The sequence below is a fragment of the Bradyrhizobium sp. genome (genome assembly GCF_019242285.1).
Taxonomy (GTDB): Bacteria; Pseudomonadota; Alphaproteobacteria; order Rhizobiales; family Xanthobacteraceae; genus Bradyrhizobium.
Map to the genome: position 1 here is coordinate 1 of NZ_JAFAVV010000465.1, position 15,881 is coordinate 15,881.

Annotated in this window: 15 protein-coding genes and 1 tRNA gene; 7 read left to right on the plus strand and 9 right to left on the minus strand. The window is 63.8% G+C overall.

The genetic code is table 11. The features are described from left to right. From JOY90_RS18260 to JOY90_RS18270, 3 genes are all read right to left on the minus strand, one after another. On the minus strand, window positions 1-1,416 hold a 1,416-nt coding region (locus JOY90_RS18260; RefSeq protein ID WP_291692515.1), incomplete at its 3' end, for a carboxyl transferase domain-containing protein. Between the two features lie 85 nt (window positions 1,417-1,501). Further along, the gene (locus JOY90_RS18265) at window positions 1,502-3,505 is read right to left on the minus strand and encodes a serine hydrolase (RefSeq protein WP_291692516.1); all 2,004 of its coding nucleotides are present in this window, start codon (window positions 3,503-3,505) and stop codon (window positions 1,502-1,504) included. Between the two features lie 162 nt (window positions 3,506-3,667). After that, entirely contained in the window at window positions 3,668-3,973 is a 306-nt protein-coding gene (locus tag JOY90_RS18270; protein ID WP_291692517.1) for an ETC complex I subunit, read from the minus strand. Between the two features lie 223 nt (window positions 3,974-4,196). On the opposite strand from JOY90_RS18270, the gene JOY90_RS18275 reads away from it, so the two are divergent. Then, window positions 4,197-5,390, plus strand: coding sequence for an OpgC domain-containing protein (locus JOY90_RS18275; protein ID WP_291692518.1), 1,194 nt, complete (start codon window positions 4,197-4,199; stop codon window positions 5,388-5,390). Here JOY90_RS18275 and JOY90_RS18280 read toward each other — a convergent pair. Beyond that, window positions 5,362-6,246: a VOC family protein gene (locus tag JOY90_RS18280; RefSeq protein WP_291692519.1), complete on the minus strand. Its 885-nt coding sequence runs from the start codon at window positions 6,244-6,246 to the stop codon at window positions 5,362-5,364. The two genes, JOY90_RS18275 and JOY90_RS18280, sit on opposite strands and share 29 nt — an antisense overlap. Before the next feature lie 286 nt (window positions 6,247-6,532). Here JOY90_RS18280 and JOY90_RS18285 point away from each other — a divergent pair, with 286 nt between their 5' ends. From JOY90_RS18285 to JOY90_RS18305, 5 genes are all read left to right on the plus strand, one after another. Next, window positions 6,533-6,892, plus strand: a complete 360-nt coding sequence (locus tag JOY90_RS18285; RefSeq protein WP_291692520.1) for a hypothetical protein — start codon at window positions 6,533-6,535, stop codon at window positions 6,890-6,892. Window positions 6,893-7,107: 215 nt separating this feature from the next. Continuing rightward, window positions 7,108-9,375, plus strand: a complete 2,268-nt coding sequence (locus JOY90_RS18290; protein ID WP_291692521.1) for a TOMM precursor leader peptide-binding protein — start codon at window positions 7,108-7,110, stop codon at window positions 9,373-9,375. A gap of 14 nt (window positions 9,376-9,389) precedes the next feature. Beyond that, window positions 9,390-10,862 carry a SagB family peptide dehydrogenase gene (locus JOY90_RS18295; protein WP_291692522.1) on the plus strand — a complete coding sequence of 491 codons (1,473 nt, stop codon included), beginning with the start codon at window positions 9,390-9,392 and terminating at the stop codon, window positions 10,860-10,862. Between the two features lie 97 nt (window positions 10,863-10,959). Next, window positions 10,960-11,370: a translational machinery protein gene (locus tag JOY90_RS18300; RefSeq protein WP_291692523.1), complete on the plus strand. Its 411-nt coding sequence runs from the start codon at window positions 10,960-10,962 to the stop codon at window positions 11,368-11,370. Between the two features lie 159 nt (window positions 11,371-11,529). After that, the gene (locus JOY90_RS18305) at window positions 11,530-11,913 is read left to right on the plus strand and encodes a hypothetical protein (protein WP_291692524.1); all 384 of its coding nucleotides are present in this window, start codon (window positions 11,530-11,532) and stop codon (window positions 11,911-11,913) included. A gap of 119 nt (window positions 11,914-12,032) precedes the next feature. Here JOY90_RS18305 and JOY90_RS18310 read toward each other — a convergent pair. From JOY90_RS18310 to JOY90_RS18320, 3 genes are all read right to left on the minus strand, one after another. Next, window positions 12,033-12,109 (minus strand) — tRNA-Pro (locus tag JOY90_RS18310). 96 nt (window positions 12,110-12,205) lie between these two features. Then, entirely contained in the window at window positions 12,206-12,865 is a 660-nt protein-coding gene (locus JOY90_RS18315) for a cold-shock protein (RefSeq protein WP_291692525.1), read from the minus strand. Window positions 12,866-13,072: 207 nt separating this feature from the next. After that, on the minus strand, window positions 13,073-13,834 hold the full coding sequence (locus JOY90_RS18320) for a Sir2 family NAD-dependent protein deacetylase (protein WP_291692526.1): 762 nt from the start codon (window positions 13,832-13,834) through the stop codon (window positions 13,073-13,075). Between the two features lie 226 nt (window positions 13,835-14,060). On the opposite strand from JOY90_RS18320, the gene JOY90_RS18325 reads away from it, so the two are divergent. Continuing rightward, window positions 14,061-14,231, plus strand: coding sequence for a hypothetical protein (locus tag JOY90_RS18325; RefSeq protein WP_291692527.1), 171 nt, complete (start codon window positions 14,061-14,063; stop codon window positions 14,229-14,231). A 67-nt stretch (window positions 14,232-14,298) separates the two neighbouring features. On the opposite strand, the gene JOY90_RS18330 is transcribed toward JOY90_RS18325, so the two are convergent. Both JOY90_RS18330 and JOY90_RS18335 read right to left on the minus strand, forming a co-directional pair. Continuing rightward, a complete protein-coding gene (locus JOY90_RS18330) occupies window positions 14,299-14,598 on the minus strand; it encodes a hypothetical protein (protein WP_291692528.1) in 300 nt (99 codons plus the stop codon). Window positions 14,599-15,007: 409 nt separating this feature from the next. Further along, window positions 15,008-15,178: a hypothetical protein gene (locus JOY90_RS18335; protein ID WP_291692529.1), complete on the minus strand. Its 171-nt coding sequence runs from the start codon at window positions 15,176-15,178 to the stop codon at window positions 15,008-15,010. Window positions 15,179-15,881 lie beyond the last annotated feature (703 nt).

Sequence of the window (15,881 nt, forward strand, 5' to 3'; positions counted from 1 at the left end):
CGCGGCCGCTGGCCAGTCCTCGCCGCGCGCGGTGAGCGCGTCGCGCCGGATCGTGGCGAGCACGCTGGCCGCCTGCTCGCCGCCCATCACCGAGATGCGCGCGTTCGGCCACATCCAGAGGAAACGCGGGCTGTAGGCGCGCCCGCACATGCCGTAGTTGCCGGCGCCATAGGAGCCGCCGATGACAACGGTGAATTTCGGAACGCCTGCGGTAGCGACTGCAGTCACCAGCTTGGCGCCGTCGCGGGCGATGCCGCCGGCCTCGTATTTCCTGCCGACCATGAAGCCGGTGATGTTCTGCAGGAACACCAATGGGATCTGGCGTTGACAGCATAGCTCGATGAAATGCGCGCCCTTCAGCGCGCTTTCGCTGAACAGGATGCCGTTGTTGGCGATGATGCCGACCGGATAGCCGAAGATATGCGCGAAGCCGCAGACCAGCGTCTGGCCGTAGAGCTTCTTGAACTCGTCGAATTCCGAACCGTCGACGATCCGCGCGATGATGTCGCGGACGTCGAACGGCTTGCGTCCGTCGATGGGCACCACGCCGTAGATTTCCTCCGCCGCGAACAACGGCTCACGCGGCTCGCACATGTTGAGCACGGGCGGCGCCTTCGGCTTGAGCGTCCCTACGATCCGCCGCGCGATCCCGATCGCATGCGCGTCGTTCTGGGCATAGTGATCGGTAACGCCGGACTGGCGCGAATGCACGTCGGCGCCGCCGAGCTCCTCAGCGGTGACAACCTCGCCGGTCGCGGCTTTCACCAGCGGCGGCCCCCCCAGGAAGATCGTGCCCTGGTTACGCACGATGATGCTCTCGTCCGACATCGCCGGCACATAGGCGCCGCCTGCCGTGCAGGATCCCATTACGATCGCGATCTGTGGAATGCCGGCCGCAGACATCTGCGCCTGGTTGAAGAAGATGCGGCCGAAATGCCGTTCGTCGGGGAAAATCTCGTCCTGCATCGGCAGGAAGGCGCCGCCCGAATCCACCATGTAGATGCAGGGCAGATCGTTCTGCCGCGCGATGTCCTGCGCGCGCAGATGCTTCTTCACCGTCATCGGGTAATAGGTGCCGCCCTTGATGGTGGCGTCGTTGGCGACGATGACGCATTCGCGCCCTGCGATCCGCCCCACCCCGGTGACGATGCTCGCCGAATGCACGTCGCCACCATAGAGGCCGTGAGCGGCGAGCGGCGACAGCTCCAGGAACGCGGTGCCGGGATCGAGCAGCAGGTCGACGCGCTGGCGCGCCAGCATCTTGCCGCGTGAGACATGCCGGGCGCGCGATGCCTCGCCACCCCCGCCCGCCACCTGCTCGAGCTTGCCGCGGAGCTCGGCGACCAGCACGCGCATGGCCTCCGCATTGCGCGCGAAATCGGATGAGGCGGAGTCGATGCTGGAATGAAGCGGCATTGGTTTCCGGCAGGGCTTTGAGACGCGCCGTCGCCGACGCGGCGGGCCGAGCCATGGTGTCACCATGCCACAGCTTTAGGCAACCCTATTTCGGCCCCACCGCGATCACCGCCGCTTTCTGCTCCCAAGGTCCGGGATTGAGGACGAGTTCGGAGACCTTGCCTGCCGCATCCCTGACGAAAGCGATTCGGGTGTGATCGTCGTCGTCGACGGTGAATTCGTCGGCCCATATCGCCACGAGCGGCGTCACCTTGCCCTTCTCGAATTCGAGGATCGGCCAGGCCCCCGTCGCTTCGGCTGCGAGCTTGCCCTGCTCGACGCGAAGCTGAAGCCGGACCGCGTTGGCGCGGCGGTCGGCTCTGACGACGCTGAGATCGCTTGCGCCGTCCTGCCCCTCGTGGATGATCTTCATCTTGATCGTCGTGTCGGCCGGTCCTCGCAGCCTCGCCAGGACGTCGGCGAGCGAGAGGCCCTTGAGCGGCGCATTGTCGATTTCAGTGATGAGATCGCCCGCCCTCACACCGGCCTTGGTTGCGGGGCCGCCGCCAGGGTTAGGCTTGTTGATCCTCAGCCCGTCCTGCTCCATCGCGACGAAGTTGCCGATTCCAAGCCATCCGGTCTTGCCATCGGTCAGACCCTGCACGTCACGCGAGCTCACCGAGCCGCCGAAGTCATAGGTCCCGACAAAATCGGCGAGCGATTCGGGGCTTGGAATCATCGGCAACCGCGCGGAAGAGGACGGCTCGGGAATCGCCAAGGCGCCATAGGCCAGATGATTAATCCCCGAATACAGGAGTGCCTGGCGCCCCTTGCTGCCAGGTGTCGCCTGAATCATCTGCAGCCCGATCAATTGCTCCCCCGGATCGACCCAGAAATATGTGCCCCACAATCCAGCCCAGGAGAAGCTTCCGACCGCGCCCGGAATCCAGCTCTGCACCGGATCGATCCGGATGCCGAAGCCAAGCCCAAAGGTCGTTCCGGCACGGGCGCCCACCTCGTCGCCGCCAAAGATGCGCGTGCCGGCCGGCAGCGCGTTCGTCGTCATCTGCTTCACCGCCTGCGGGCTGAGCACGCGCACGCCATCGAGCTCGCCGCCGTTCAGAAGCATCTGACAGAAGCGGAGATAGTCAGGCGCGGTCGAAACCAGCCCTCCGCCACCCGAAAACAGCTTTGGCGGCGTCGTGACATCCCAGATCGGCGGCCGTTCCGGCATGGGAGAATCCACAAGGCGGCCGAGTTTGTCTTGCGGCACATAGAAGCCGGTGTCGACCATATGGAGCGGCGCAAAGATGCGGCCCTGCAGGAATTGGTCGAAGGACTGACCGGACACCACTTCGACAACGCGGCCCAGCACGTCGACGCTCCAGCCATATTCATGGACCTCGCCGGGCTGATGGGCGAGCGGCAGGCCGGCCAGGCTGGACACGAAATCCGCCAAGGTCTTGTCGCGCCTGAACACGGCCTTCCAGCCATAGAGCATATGCATCGTCCGAATCCCAGAATCGGCGGCCGTGTCTAGAAGGCCCCGTTCCGGATAGGCAAAATCCAGCTCCGGATAGACGAGGCCGGACGTATGGCGCAGCAGATCCCGGACCGTCATCGGGCGTTTTGCTGGATCGAGCCCGTATTCCGCGTGGCCAGTGGCCGCATCAGTCTTTTGGAACGCGACCCGCATCTCCCCAAGTTCGGGCAGATACCGGGCCACGGGGGCGTCGAGATCGAGCTTGCCCTCGTCCACCAGGATCATGGCCGCGACACTGGTTACCGGCTTGGACATCGAGGCGATCCAGAAGATGGAATTCGTCTTCATCGGGATCGTCTTGGCACGGTCCTGGAATCCGATGGCCTGCAGATAGGCCAGCTTGCCGCCCTTTGCGATCGCGACGACGGCGCCAGGCAACAGGCCATCCGACGGCGAGAAGGACTCGAAGCGCGCCTGATACCAGGGCGCGATCCGCGCCAGGCGCGCGGCCGAGAATCCCAGGCTATTTGCATCGCCCGGTGTCGTGAGCTCATCGGCGAACGCCGCCCCCGGCACGCAAAGCGCGATTGCAAGAGCGAATTTCAGCATCTGGGCGAGTTGCGACATGGCGAACCTCCGCACCGCGGGCAGGCCGCCCGCGGAATCGAAGGTCGCACACGTCGAGCTCCGCCGCGTGCCGATTTCCGAACGGGGACTGGCCGAATTCTTGAAATGATCAATCAATCTTCGAATCCGCGACGTCTGGGCGGGCAAGTCATGCCTGGAGCGCTAATGCGTCCAGGGCTCGCCGCGCCGGAACGCAAAATTGTCGGCATAGGCGATCTGCCGGATCGCCGACTGCTTGGGCTCGATCACCTGGTAGGAGATGCCCTTGCGCTCGCAATAGGCTACCGCCTCCTCCTTGGTGTGGAAGTGGAGCGTCAACTGCTGCTTCATGTCACCGGAGGAGGTCCAGCCCATCAGCGGCTCGACCGCCTGCGGCTGCTCCGGCTCGTAGTCGAGCTGCCATTCCCGGGTCTGGGCCCTGCCGGATTGCATCGCGTTCTTGGCGGGCTTGAAGATGCGTGCGGTCATGAAAGGCGGATCCTCCCGGAATGCGATATTGAAGCGCGCGGCGGAAACGTACAAAATCGGTTCGAAGACGCCTTGGCCGGTGATTCCGGTCGCGGATGCTTTATCTTGATCGGTATAGTCATTGTGCCGCGCTGTGACAATCTCAATGCAGCGGCATGACAATTCCGACCAGGAAGCTTTCCCAGACGTTTCTCGCCAACGCTTGAGTTCGAAACGGTCCGCCATGAAAATCAACGCGACGCTACCCGACAAAGGACGTGACCTCCGTCTGGACCTGTTCCGCGGAATCGCGAACTGGGCGATCTTCCTGGATCATATCCCGGACAATATCGTGAACTGGGTCACGACCCGGAACTACGGATTCTCCGACGCTGCCGATCTGTTCGTCTTCATTTCCGGCTACACGGCTTCCTTCGTCTATGCGCGCATGATGCTGGAGCGCGGCTTCATCGTCGGCGCCACCCGCCTGACCAAGCGGGTCTGGCAGCTCTACGTGGCCCACATCATCCTGTTCGTCATCTACATCGTCGCGATCAGCTTTCTCGCCCAGCGCTTCGGCGATTCGGAGATCATCAACGAGTTCAACGTGGCGGGCCTCGTCGACCACGCCACCCAGACGCTCGGCGAAGGCCTGCTCCTGAAGTTCAAGCCGGTGAATCTCGACGTGCTGCCGCTTTACATCGTGCTGATGGGATTCTTCCCGCCGGTGCTGTGGCTGATGCTGCGCCAGCCCGACCTGACCATGGCCGCCTCGATCCTGCTGTGGCTCGCGGCGCGCTATTTCGGCTGGAATTTCGCGGCCTATCCGGCCGGTGCCTGGTACTTCGACCCGTACTGCTGGCAGGTGCTGTTCATCTTCGGCTCGTGGTGCGCGCTCGGCGGCGCCAGGCGGGCCTCCGCGATCATCAACTCCAGCATCGCGCTCTATTTCTGCATCGCCTACCTGATCTTCGCGCTGGTCATGACGATGGCCGGCCGCTTCCCCGATCTCGCGGCGATGTTTCCGCACTGGCTCTATGCGGCGTTCAATCCGAACGACAAGACCTTCATGGCGCCCTATCGCTTCCTGCACTTCATCGTCATCGCGATGCTCGTGGTCCGCTTCGTGCCGAAGACCTGGCCGGGGCTGGAGTGGAAGGTGTTCGATCCCGCGATCGTCTGCGGCCAGCAGTCGCTGGCCGTGTTCTGCGTCGGCGTCTTCCTGTCCTTCGTCGCGCATTTCACGCTGTTGTTGAGTTCGGGCTCGGTGCTCGCGCAGATCCTGGTCAGCGTCGCCGGGATCGCGATCATGACGACGGTGGCCTATTACATCTCCTGGTCGAAACGGCAGGACAAGCCGGCGTCGAAACCGGCGCCTCCGAAGGCAACTGCGAGCGCCGCGGCGTCGGCTAGCGCTTCGGCTTCGCCGGCGGTTTGACGACCACGCGGCCTTTCGAGGCGAAGCCGCCCCATTCGGCGGACCAGCCGAGCTTCGGCGCCTGCTCCTCGATTGCTTCGCTGGACGGCCCCTGCAAGGCGAACATCGCGCCTTGCGGATCGGTGCAGCGGACGATCCAGCTCCCGTCGGGCAATGCGCTCGGGCCTTGCAGGACCTGACCGCGGGCCGCCTTCAGCCGCGCCAGCGCATGTGCCATGTCCGGCACATCGAAATAATAGAGCCAGAACGAGAACGGCGTGCCCGCAAGCTTGGTGAACATGCCGCCGACGGTGCGGCCGTCCACGGCGAAGGCATGATAGGATTGCACCGGCCCGTGGCCGGCATTGGACCGTTCCCAGCCGAACAGCTCATGGTAGAAGCCGAAGGCCTTGGCTCCGTCGGCAGCCAGGAGCTCGTGCCAGCCGACCCGACCGGGCGCGTGGGCCTCCGGGCCGGCAGCCTGGAGGGAGACGCCGGCAATGGTCGGCTCGCCGATCAGGGCGAACGGTGCGGTCTGCGGATCGGCGACGATGGCAATGCGGCCGATATTGGTCCGGGTCGGCGGAACATAGACCGTCCCGCCCAGCCGCTTGAGCCGTTCGGCGGCCGCCTCCACGTTCTCGACCGCCACATAGCCGACCCATCGCGGCGTGGCGCCCTGCCTCCTGCCCTGTTCGGGCAGTTCCATCAGTCCCGTGACCGGACAATCTTGAGTTGTGAACAGGTCATAGCCGAATTCCGGCGTCGACGCATCGCACGCTTGCCAGCCGAGGACATTGGAATAGAACGCCTTTGCCGCGGCTGTGTCCGTCGTCAACAACTCGTACCAGGCAAATCGGTTTGGGTGGTCGACCATCCAGGCCTCACTTGACGAAGAAACAGATGCGACGTTGCATCGCGCAACGTCCCGCGCTGCGCTGCAGCTACGTCGAGACTGTGGCCAAAAGCTTGCGCGAATGCATCAATGTCATTCATCAAGATGAATAGAAACTGAATATAGAACAACGCGTTAGTGACCAGTCCGATCTTGCCTCGACGACTCGCTTTGCGTAAGATTGCAAGGGCTGGAATCTCAATTACACCCACCAGGTATGGAGGATGCGACGATGTCACGAGTGAAGCAGGCTTCTAGAAGGAAGACTGTGGCCAAAGCCGCCGTACCGGCGCTCGGTGCTGCCGGTTTGACTTTTTCGCTTGCGGGAAGCGCTTCCGCTTCGGCCATGCCGAGTGCGGATACGACACAGGCGTTGAACTTCTCCCCCACCCAGGCGACGATCACGCTGGGTGAGGAGGAAATCGCCGACGTCAGCTTGGCGACCTTCCATCTCTTCGACAAGGAAAATACCGGCAATTTCGTGCAGGTCGCACGCGGCTGTGGTTGCCGCGGTTGTGGTGGCCGCGGTTGCGGCTGCCGTGGTTGTCGCGGCTGCCGCGGTTGCGGTTGCGGCGGTTGTGGCTGCGGCTCCTGCTGCGCATCCTGGGGCATCTGCCGCCTCTGCTGAGCGCCGACGGCCGCAACGAGCACGATCCTCATGGCCGGGTTCGACAATGTCGGCCCGGCTGTTTCATGTCTGCTTCACGGCACTTCTGCGACGTGCCGCTGGCGCGCTCTGCCGGGGTTCCCAAGACAGTCCGGCCATGTTAGCGCGCCGCCGTGGATCAGGACACCCGATGACGACGGAAGACCACGAGCTCCTCCACAAATGGCAGAGAGACCATGCGTGCCCACACGACGAACGTTGATCGCAAGACCAGCCCGAAGCGACCGGCCGCGAGCGCCCTGCAATTTGCGCCGAATTTCGCGGCCTATCTGCTGCCGAATGATGTCGTGTGCCTGTACTCCGAGGACCGCAAGTTCTTCCTGCATGGCGCGCTCTATTGCGCGCTCGCGACTCTGATCGGCAAGGGCGGCAAGAGCGCGCCGCAGCTGGTCGATGCCCTGAAGAAAAGCTTCCCTGTCGACAAGGTCGAGGAAGCGATCGGGCGGATGATCGAGCGGCATTACGTGGTGCCGGCCACCTACACATCCACTGACGCAGTCGCCGGCTACTGGGCGAGCCTCGGGCTGCCGCCGGAGACCGCGGAGAAAAATCTCGCCGCCTGCCGCGTGCGGATCGAAGCGATCGACGTCGAGGGCGCCAAGGAGATGAGCGCCGCGCTGGGCGATCTCGGCGTCAATGTGGTGAAGCGCGCGCCGGATCTGACCATTACCCTGGTCAACGACTATCTCGAGCGCCAGCTCGCCGCGTTGAACCGGGAGCGCGTCGCCGACAGGACGCCTTGGCTGATCGTGCAGCCTTCCGGCGTGTTTCCACTGGTCGGGCCCGTTTTCAGGCCCGGCCAGACCGCCTGCTGGACCTGCCTGTTCGACCGCATGATCCGCAACCGCGAGATCAGGGGTTTTCTCGATCGCGCCGGTGCGCACCCCGTCGCGGCCTCGCCGCTCGCGCGTGGCTCCCTCGGCCAGAACGCGATCCAGTTCGCCGCACTCGAGATCGCCAAGGCGATCGCCTCGGACTTCCGCACCGATCTTGTCGATCATATCGCGAGCTTCGACCTGATGGGTGCGACCACCGCCAGGCACTACGTCGCCAAGCGCCCGCAATGTCCGACCTGCGGCAACAAGAAATTGCAGAACCCGCGCCGGATGCCGCAGCCGATCGAGCTCGTCGAAGGCACCAAGCTCATCATGACCAGCGGCGGCTATCGCACCGTGACCTCGCGCGCCACCGTGGCGCGCCACCGCAAGCATGTGAGCCCGCTGACCGGCGTGGTGAAGAAGCTCGAGCGGATCGAGGCCGACCTGCCGATGAACACCAATTTCTTCGCGCAGCACAACTTCTCCGGCCCGGCCCATAGTGTCGATCAGCTCCGCGCCGGGCTCGCCGGCGGCAGTTTCGGCAAAGGGTCGACCGCCGAGCAGGCCGAGGCCAGCGCGCTGATGGAAGCGATCGAGCGCTATTCCGGCATCTTCCAGGGCGACGAAATCCGGATGACGCGCCGCTTCGCCGATTTCGAGCCGGGCGAGGCGATCCTCCCCAACGACGTGCAGCTCTACAGCGAAAGACAATTCGCCAACCGCCACATCCCGCAGCCGGAGGACAACCAGGCCGTCAACGATCCGGTCGATCCCAATGACAGCATCGAGTGGTCGCCGACCTGGTCGCTGCGCGACAAGCGCTTCGTGCACCTGCCGACCGGGCTCCTGTACTTCTTCCATGGCGGCGGCCCCATCCATTTCCACACCGACACCAACGGCTGCGCCGCCGGCAACACCCGTGAGGAGGCGATCGTCCAGGGCTTCCTCGAGCTGGTCGAGCGCGATGCCTATGCGATCTGGTGGTACAACCGCCTGCAACGCGCCGAGCTCGACCTCGACCATTTCGACGATTCCTACGTGCGCGACATCCGCAAGCAGTTCGCCGACTTCGGCCGCAAGATCTGGGTGCTCGACGTCACCAGCGACCTCGGCATTCCCACCTATGTCGCCGTGATGCATTGGATGCAGGACGGCCACGAGAACATCGAGTTCGGCTCCGGCGCGCATTTCGACCGCCGCATCGCGCTGCTGCGCGCCATGACCGAGCTGAGCCAGTTCCTCTCGATCGGCATGATGGGTGGCGGCAGCGGCGAGAAGCCCACGCTCGACGGCGTGACGCCGCTCAAGCTCGAAAGCTATCCGTTCCTGCACCCGGCCGCCCATCCCGTCATTCCGCCTGCGGAAGGCATTCCACTGCACGACAACACCCGCGACCAGGTCAACGCCTGTGTCGAGGTCGCAAGGCGCGCGGGCTACGATTTCCTGGTGCTCGACCACACGCGGCCTGACGTCGGCGTGCCCGTGGTGCGGGTGCTGGTTCCGGGCCTGCGGCACTTCTATCGACGGTTTGGGCCGGGGCGGCTCTACGACATTCCGGTCAAGATGGGACTTCTGGAGCGTCCCCTCAAAGAGGAGGAGCTGACGCAGTTCATGCCGCACACGTGAAAAGAGCGAGCTCCTTGCGCGCGGCGCGAAAGCAGAAGCGGAAGATCAGGCCGCGGAAGGACGAGCCGCCGGACCTCTTGGCCCGGTTGAACGAGCGTGTGACGCTGCAGGCCCGCGCGGATGGCAGCATCCTGGCGAGCGTCGATGGCTATCCGATGGAGCTCGGGAGATTTGGCCCTGAGGCCGAGGCCGGCGCCGTCGATCTCCGGACCGGCGTGCCATTGGGGTGGCTGGCCAAGAGCGGCCGCGCCAACCGGGAGGTCAATGATCTGGTGCGGCAGCTCGCTCAACTGGGATTTGTGGAATATCGGCTCGGGCGCGCCGGCGAGAACGCCGATATCGTCGCGATCGAACCGCAAACGCGGGACTATTGGCCGCGCCTGCCGAAGCTTGCCGCTACCGACACGCTCGCGCTGTCGCGGTTCGCCTATCTGCGACGGCGCGGCGACGCCTTGGTGCTGGAATCGCCGCGCGCAAAGGCGCTGTTCCGGATCGGAGATCAGGCCGTCGCGGCAGCCCTGGTCACGCTGGCCAGGCCGCAGAAGCTCGGCAGGCTTCGGCAGAGTGATGGCTTCCCCGGCGACGCGCTGATCGCGCTGCTCATCGATTGCGACATCCTGTTCAAGGTCGCGCCGGAAACCGAAGGCCTCAGATGGGACGAAGGCGACAGCGACCTCATCCTGTTCGATTTCCATGATCTCCTGTTTCACGCCCGCAGCGCCGAGGGCCGCCACGCCAATCCGTTCGGCGGCGCCTATCCGCATGTGGATGTGATCGCACCGCTGCCTTCGGCGCGGCCGGCGTGGCCCGGGCCGGCCATCGACCTCGCGAAATTCGAAGCGCAGCCCTCCCCGGTCGCGGCGCTGTTCCGCGAGCGCCACTCGGTGCGGGAGTTCGACGCACAGGCCCCGATCACCCTCGCCGAACTGGCGCAATTCCTCGATGGCACCGCGCGCGTGCTGTCGCACTGGCAAAGTCCGATCGATGAAGACGGCGGCGGCCCGGTCGTCGACTTCACCGGACGGCCCTACCCCTCGGCCGGCAGCGCCTATCCGCTCGAGCTCTACCTCGCGGTCGGCCATTGCGCCGATCTTCCGCGCGGCTTCTATCACTACGATGCCGATGCCCATGCGCTGACGCGGATCCCGGCGAAGGACGAGCCGCTGCAGGCCATGCTCCACGCCGCCGAATTCGCGATGGACGCGCCCGGTCCGCCGCAAGTCCTCATCACCATCGCCGCGCGGTTTGGCCGGACCTCCTGGAAATACACCTCGATCGCCTATTCGCTGATCCTCAAGGATGTCGGCGCGCTGTTGCAGACGTTCTACCTGATGGCGGCGAATATGGCCCTGGGCGGCTGCGCGATCGGCACCCACAACATCGACCTGTTCGAGCAGATGACGAGGCTTGCATTCTACGCCGAAGGGCCGGTCGGCCAATTCGCGCTCGGCCGCCCCGCCAAGCCGTCCGAAGGTCGAGCCGGTTGAGCTGATCAAGGGAACCGCTTGCGGCCGCAATAAACGCACCTCACATGCGCGCTGACGGTTGCGGGGCGCCCACTCGTTTTCGAGGAGGACAACAGCGATGACCACCCACCACTTCCATGCCGTCGTCTGGCTCGATCACCGCGAGGCCCGCATCTTCCATATCGGGCTTTCCGGCGCGGACGAGATCGCGCTGCATCCGCATCTGCCGACTCGGCATCTGCATCACAAGGCCGGTTCGACCGGCAGCGGGCATGCCGGCCCGGACCATCATTTTCTGGAGGATGTGACGAGCGCGCTTCGCGATGCCGGCGAGATCCTCATCCTCGGGCCGGCCGGCGCCAAGACCGAGCTGGCAAAATTTCTCCGCGAGCAGCACCCCGACATCGGCAAGCGGATCGTCGCGGTCGAGGCCGCCGATCATCCTTCCGATCGCGAGATCGTCGCGATCGCCAAACGGCATTTCAGGATGGCGCCGCCGCGCGTCGCGACGGGTCAAGCGCCGGGCTGAGATCGCTGTTCTCTTCCGGCTGAGCGATGTGACTGGACTGATCTTGATCCGCTGACGGGTAACATCGTCCTCATCGTCGATGAGCGCGGTCGTGCGCCCGCTTGAGTTCAAATCTTCAAGCAAAAATGCTAATGATGACCGTCCCATCGGAGGACGCCTATGTCGCGGGCGGCATCGTTGTTTGGAGTCCTGTTGGCTGGCCTGTTCTCGAACATCGCCAGGGCTCAAAACGGGCCTGGGCCAACCGACCCCGGGCCTCACTTCCCATTTGCGAAAACGATCTCCCAGTGGGACTACTCCTGCCCGAGCGGCCTGGCCTGCTCATTCATCTGCCCGGGAGGAGAAGCGACCCAGGTCAACAAGCTGCGGCTCTACCTGGGAGTGGTGTCCTTCGATGGCGGCCAGAACATGCCGGCCGTGTTCTACGAGTACAACACGCGACAATTTCCCCATGCGAGCGGCTTCAGCATGAGCACCGGGCTCTCCGCCCTGTCATGCCAAGTGAGCGGCATGACGTTGGACTATTACGGCTCGCCGAAATAGCTGATGCCAGTGGCGGGAAGCCGCCAATCGGTGGGGCTGCGCCGGCGGCGAGTCGGTTGAACGACGACAGAACGCGCGTCAGATCTCTTGGAGAAAGCTAGGAGATTCAACGGGGTAATTGGTCGGGGCAGCTGGATTCGAACCAACGACCTGCAGTACCCAAAACTGCCGCGCTACCAGGCTGCGCTATACCCCGTTCCGCCGACGTCGATACACGCTCGAGGCTTCCGCAGCAAGGCGGCGCGGCGTCAACCGCGGCGCGACTGCTGCACAGCTCTGCGTCGATCAAGGATCAGTGCGAAGCCACCGGAGAGCCGGTCTCGGGATGGATCTCCGCGGCCATCATGCCCTTGGAGCCGGGCCCGAACCTCACCAGCACATATTGACCTGGCCGCAGCTCGGTCATGCCGAAGCGGCGCAGCGTCTCCATGTGCACGAAGATGTCGGGCGTTCCCTCACCGCAGGTCAGGAAGCCAAAACCGCGCAGCCGATTGAACCACTTCACCTGCGCACGCTCCAGCCCGCTGGTCGGTGTGACGCTGACATGGGTGCGCGGTGGCAGCATCTGCGCCGGATGGATCGCTGTCGATTCATCCATCGAGACGATGCGGAAGGCCTGATAGCCCTTCGAGCGCTGCACACATTCGACAACGACCCGCGCGCCCTCATAGGCGGTCTGGTAGCCGTCGCGCCTAAGCACCGTAACGTGCAAAAGTACGTCCGGCCATCCGTTGTCGGGAACGATGAAGCCATACCCCTTCGAGGCGTCGAACCATTTGATGGTCCCGGCTATCTCGATGAGATTGGCTGTATCGCCGATGCCGGATACCGCATCGACCGCCGGATCACGCCCAGGTCCCCCTGCGAAATCGCCTGTCGCCAAGCGGTTCGAAGCGGAGCTTCCGGATAGCGGAACCCCTAGTTTTTTCGACTCAAATCCGTCCGACCCCATAAACCCGGACCCTCACACATCATTGCGGCCGCTACGCCCATAGCGGTTCCAGAACCAGCGCACATCGGCAACTACTGATGGACGACGCCGCGCGAATCTCTCGTATCAAAAGATAACATCCCCGGCCACGTCGCATACAAAAAAAACAAAATTGGCGGAATCTATGAACAGGGTTGCATAGGTCCGAATCAATTCCACTTTAGTTGTTCAATTACCGACGAACGGCCCAAGCGTCTCGCCAATATCGTGCCGGATGACCAAATCCGCAAGCTCATCCTGTTCGGTAGGCTCACGATTAATGATCACGAGCCGCGCCCCGCCATTCTTGGCCATCAGAGGGAAGCCGGCGGCCGGCCACACGACCAGCGACGATCCAATGGCGATGAAGAGGTCGCAGCTCTGTGCGAGTTCGGCCGCGCGCTGCATCGCGTCCTCCGGCATCGCCTGTCCGAACGAGATGGTGGCGGTCTTCACCGGCTCGCTGCAGTCGATGCAATCGGGCGCGGCGCCGTCGGCGTCGAATCGCATCTTCACCCAGGAAAGCGCGTAGTGGCGTCCGCAGCCGATGCAGCGGCCATAGGTGGTGTTGCCATGCAGCTCGATCACGTCGGCGGCCGCGAAGCCCGACATCTGATGCAGGTTGTCGATGTTCTGGGTGATGATCGCAGGCACCTTTCCGGCGCGATAGAGCGAGGCGAGCGCGCGATGACCGCGCCCCGGCTTCGCTGCCTTGAAGGTCGGCTCCATCGTGAAGCGACGCCGCCAGGATTCGTCGCGCGCCTCCTGGCTCGCCACGAATTCGTCGAAGGGGATCGGACGGTTGCGCGTCCACAATCCCCCCGGCGAACGAAAATCGGGAATGCCGCATTCGGTCGAGATGCCGGCGCCGGTGAAGGGAACGATAACGGATGCCTTGGCGATCATGTCGCCGAGCTGCTCCACCCCGCTGCGAAGATCCGACACTATCATTCAGGACGATCCACCCGTACCGACGGCCTTCTTCCTAGCACGGCATGCGCGGCCTCGTCCCCGTGACTTTACGGGTTGACGACATCGGGACCGAATGGCGCCGCGCAGGGATCGGGGACTTCACCTCGCGGCTGCCGACGTCCATCCCGGGCTCTCCTCAATCGCGCCCCAATCGGCACGCTGATGCGTGCATTCCGACCGAGCGATTCGCGACAAGGGGATTGGCATGAGCGAGCAACAGGAACGGATTGGACGCCTGAGGCAGGAGCGCGAGGAGATCGCCGCGCGTGTGGCGAAGTTCCGCGCGACGCAGGCGAAGTTCGAACGCGAGCGCGAGGAGTACTTTGCAAAGGTCTGGCAGCGCGTACGCGTCGGCGAGCCGATATCGTCATGGTGATGCCGAGCTGATTGCGCCGGTCCTGCCGCCAACGAAAAGCCCGGCTGACGCCGGGCTTTTGCATTGGTCACCAGTGGCGCCAATAGCGGTGGTGATAGTAGTAGGGCCGATAGTACGGCCCGCCGCCATAGTAGGCGTAGGACGGACCGCCATAGTAGCCTGGCGCATAGCCGTAATAGCCCGGCCCATAGCCGTAACCGTAGTAATACGGATGGCTCGCTGCGATCGCGCCCGCGGTCAGCGCGCCGGCCGCAAGACCGAACGCGAGACCAGGGCCGATGCCGCGCGCTTCGGCCGGCGCGGGCGCCATGATGGCCGACGTCGCAACCGTGCCAACGGTCGCCAGAACAGCCAGAGTCTTCTGCATGCGCATTCCTCCATCTCGAACACGTCGGAGAACAAACGCGAGAAATGCTCGATGGTTGCGGTGAGCGGTCGAGTTTCGATCGGGGCACGGGGAACCGGGAACCCCTGAGAACGTGATCATACGCACGACCGGTATTATTGAGGCCCTGAGGAACGAAGTCGGTGCCCGACAATTGTCGTCGTGTTGGAGAGGCAAGAGCACCAAGGCCCCGTCGGCAATTCGCATGTTGCCGGCGGGGTTTTTGTTTTCAATATTTCAATATATGTCGGGCCGCGCGGGCTCACAGCTTGCCGGTTAGGTTCCACGCGCTCGTAGGTCGGCGAGCCGCTTCAGCATCGCCCGAAAGCTTAAGGCTGCGGCTGTCATGGCTTGGTGTCGTGCCGAATACCTCCGCTGCATCGCCTCGCGCTCACAAGAACAGCCCGGCCAACTGATAGAGCGCATAGACGACCTCGACGCCCAGAATCATCAGCGCTGCGATCATCAGATAGAAGCTGAAATGCATGAGAGTCTTAAACCAAATGCTTACCCGCGGCTTGCGCAACTGTGCGAAAGGCCGGGCGCCGAGCTCAATACTCATGGGTGATGACTCCGGTTGTTTTGAGCCGCGTTGGATTCGCCGTCAACTACTTTCGAAAAGCGGTGCGTCTTGCTGCGTCGCAATGACTCTTTTCTCCAACGCGACTGCCAAGACGCCGCGGGGCGATCGAAGCATTCCAGGCCGAACGGATGAATGGCGATCTTCGCTGGTCGATGCGATCGGGCCGACTGCCGATTCCGGCACGAAGGCATCCGGCGCCTGGCGAACGCCGCGCCGGCGATCTGGAACAGCAGGCTTCCGCCGCCGCGGAAGCAAATGCTCTTGCCGAAAGTCTCTTGCGGAGATTTGATCCGACGCCAGCACCCTGCCTGTTCACGCGCCGTAGAGGAGTCTGATCCCCCACAGCAAGACGATGATGGCTGATACCAGCGTAGCCACCACCAACATACTCTCCAAGGAAGCGACTCTCATTCTACTCTCCGCTTCCCAGCCCCATCGGGCGGTCTAGTCGATTCGTCGATTTCCCCGCAATCCACCGCTCACTTTGGGTTGAAACTTGGCCGGCGGTTGTGGTTTGCGGAGCACATCTCCATGATATGGCCCGAATCAGTCGCGCGTGCCCCGCGTCATGCTCGTCCGGGGGTTGCCGGGGTGCTCGTGCAGGCTGGTGGGATGAGAACGACCGTCCACGGACCGCGCCGGTGTGGGCGACGACAAAAGTACGGAAGGAAGCGGCTCCCTC

Coding starts and splice junctions, on each gene's coding strand:
- JOY90_RS18265 (WP_291692516.1), bottom strand. CDS start 3,505: ATGTCGCAACTCGCCCAGATGCTGAAATTCGCTCTTGCAATCGCGCTT.
- JOY90_RS18270 (WP_291692517.1), bottom strand. CDS start 3,973: ATGACCGCACGCATCTTCAAGCCCGCCAAGAACGCGATGCAATCCGGC.
- JOY90_RS18275 (WP_291692518.1), top strand. CDS start 4,197: ATGAAAATCAACGCGACGCTACCCGACAAAGGACGTGACCTCCGTCTG.
- JOY90_RS18280 (WP_291692519.1), bottom strand. CDS start 6,246: ATGGTCGACCACCCAAACCGATTTGCCTGGTACGAGTTGTTGACGACG.
- JOY90_RS18290 (WP_291692521.1), top strand. CDS start 7,108: ATGCGTGCCCACACGACGAACGTTGATCGCAAGACCAGCCCGAAGCGA.
- JOY90_RS18300 (WP_291692523.1), top strand. CDS start 10,960: ATGACCACCCACCACTTCCATGCCGTCGTCTGGCTCGATCACCGCGAG.
- JOY90_RS18305 (WP_291692524.1), top strand. CDS start 11,530: ATGTCGCGGGCGGCATCGTTGTTTGGAGTCCTGTTGGCTGGCCTGTTC.
- JOY90_RS18315 (WP_291692525.1), bottom strand. CDS start 12,865: ATGGGGTCGGACGGATTTGAGTCGAAAAAACTAGGGGTTCCGCTATCC.
- JOY90_RS18320 (WP_291692526.1), bottom strand. CDS start 13,834: ATGATAGTGTCGGATCTTCGCAGCGGGGTGGAGCAGCTCGGCGACATG.
- JOY90_RS18325 (WP_291692527.1), top strand. CDS start 14,061: ATGAGCGAGCAACAGGAACGGATTGGACGCCTGAGGCAGGAGCGCGAG.
- JOY90_RS18330 (WP_291692528.1), bottom strand. CDS start 14,598: ATGCAGAAGACTCTGGCTGTTCTGGCGACCGTTGGCACGGTTGCGACG.
- JOY90_RS18335 (WP_291692529.1), bottom strand. CDS start 15,178: ATGAGTATTGAGCTCGGCGCCCGGCCTTTCGCACAGTTGCGCAAGCCG.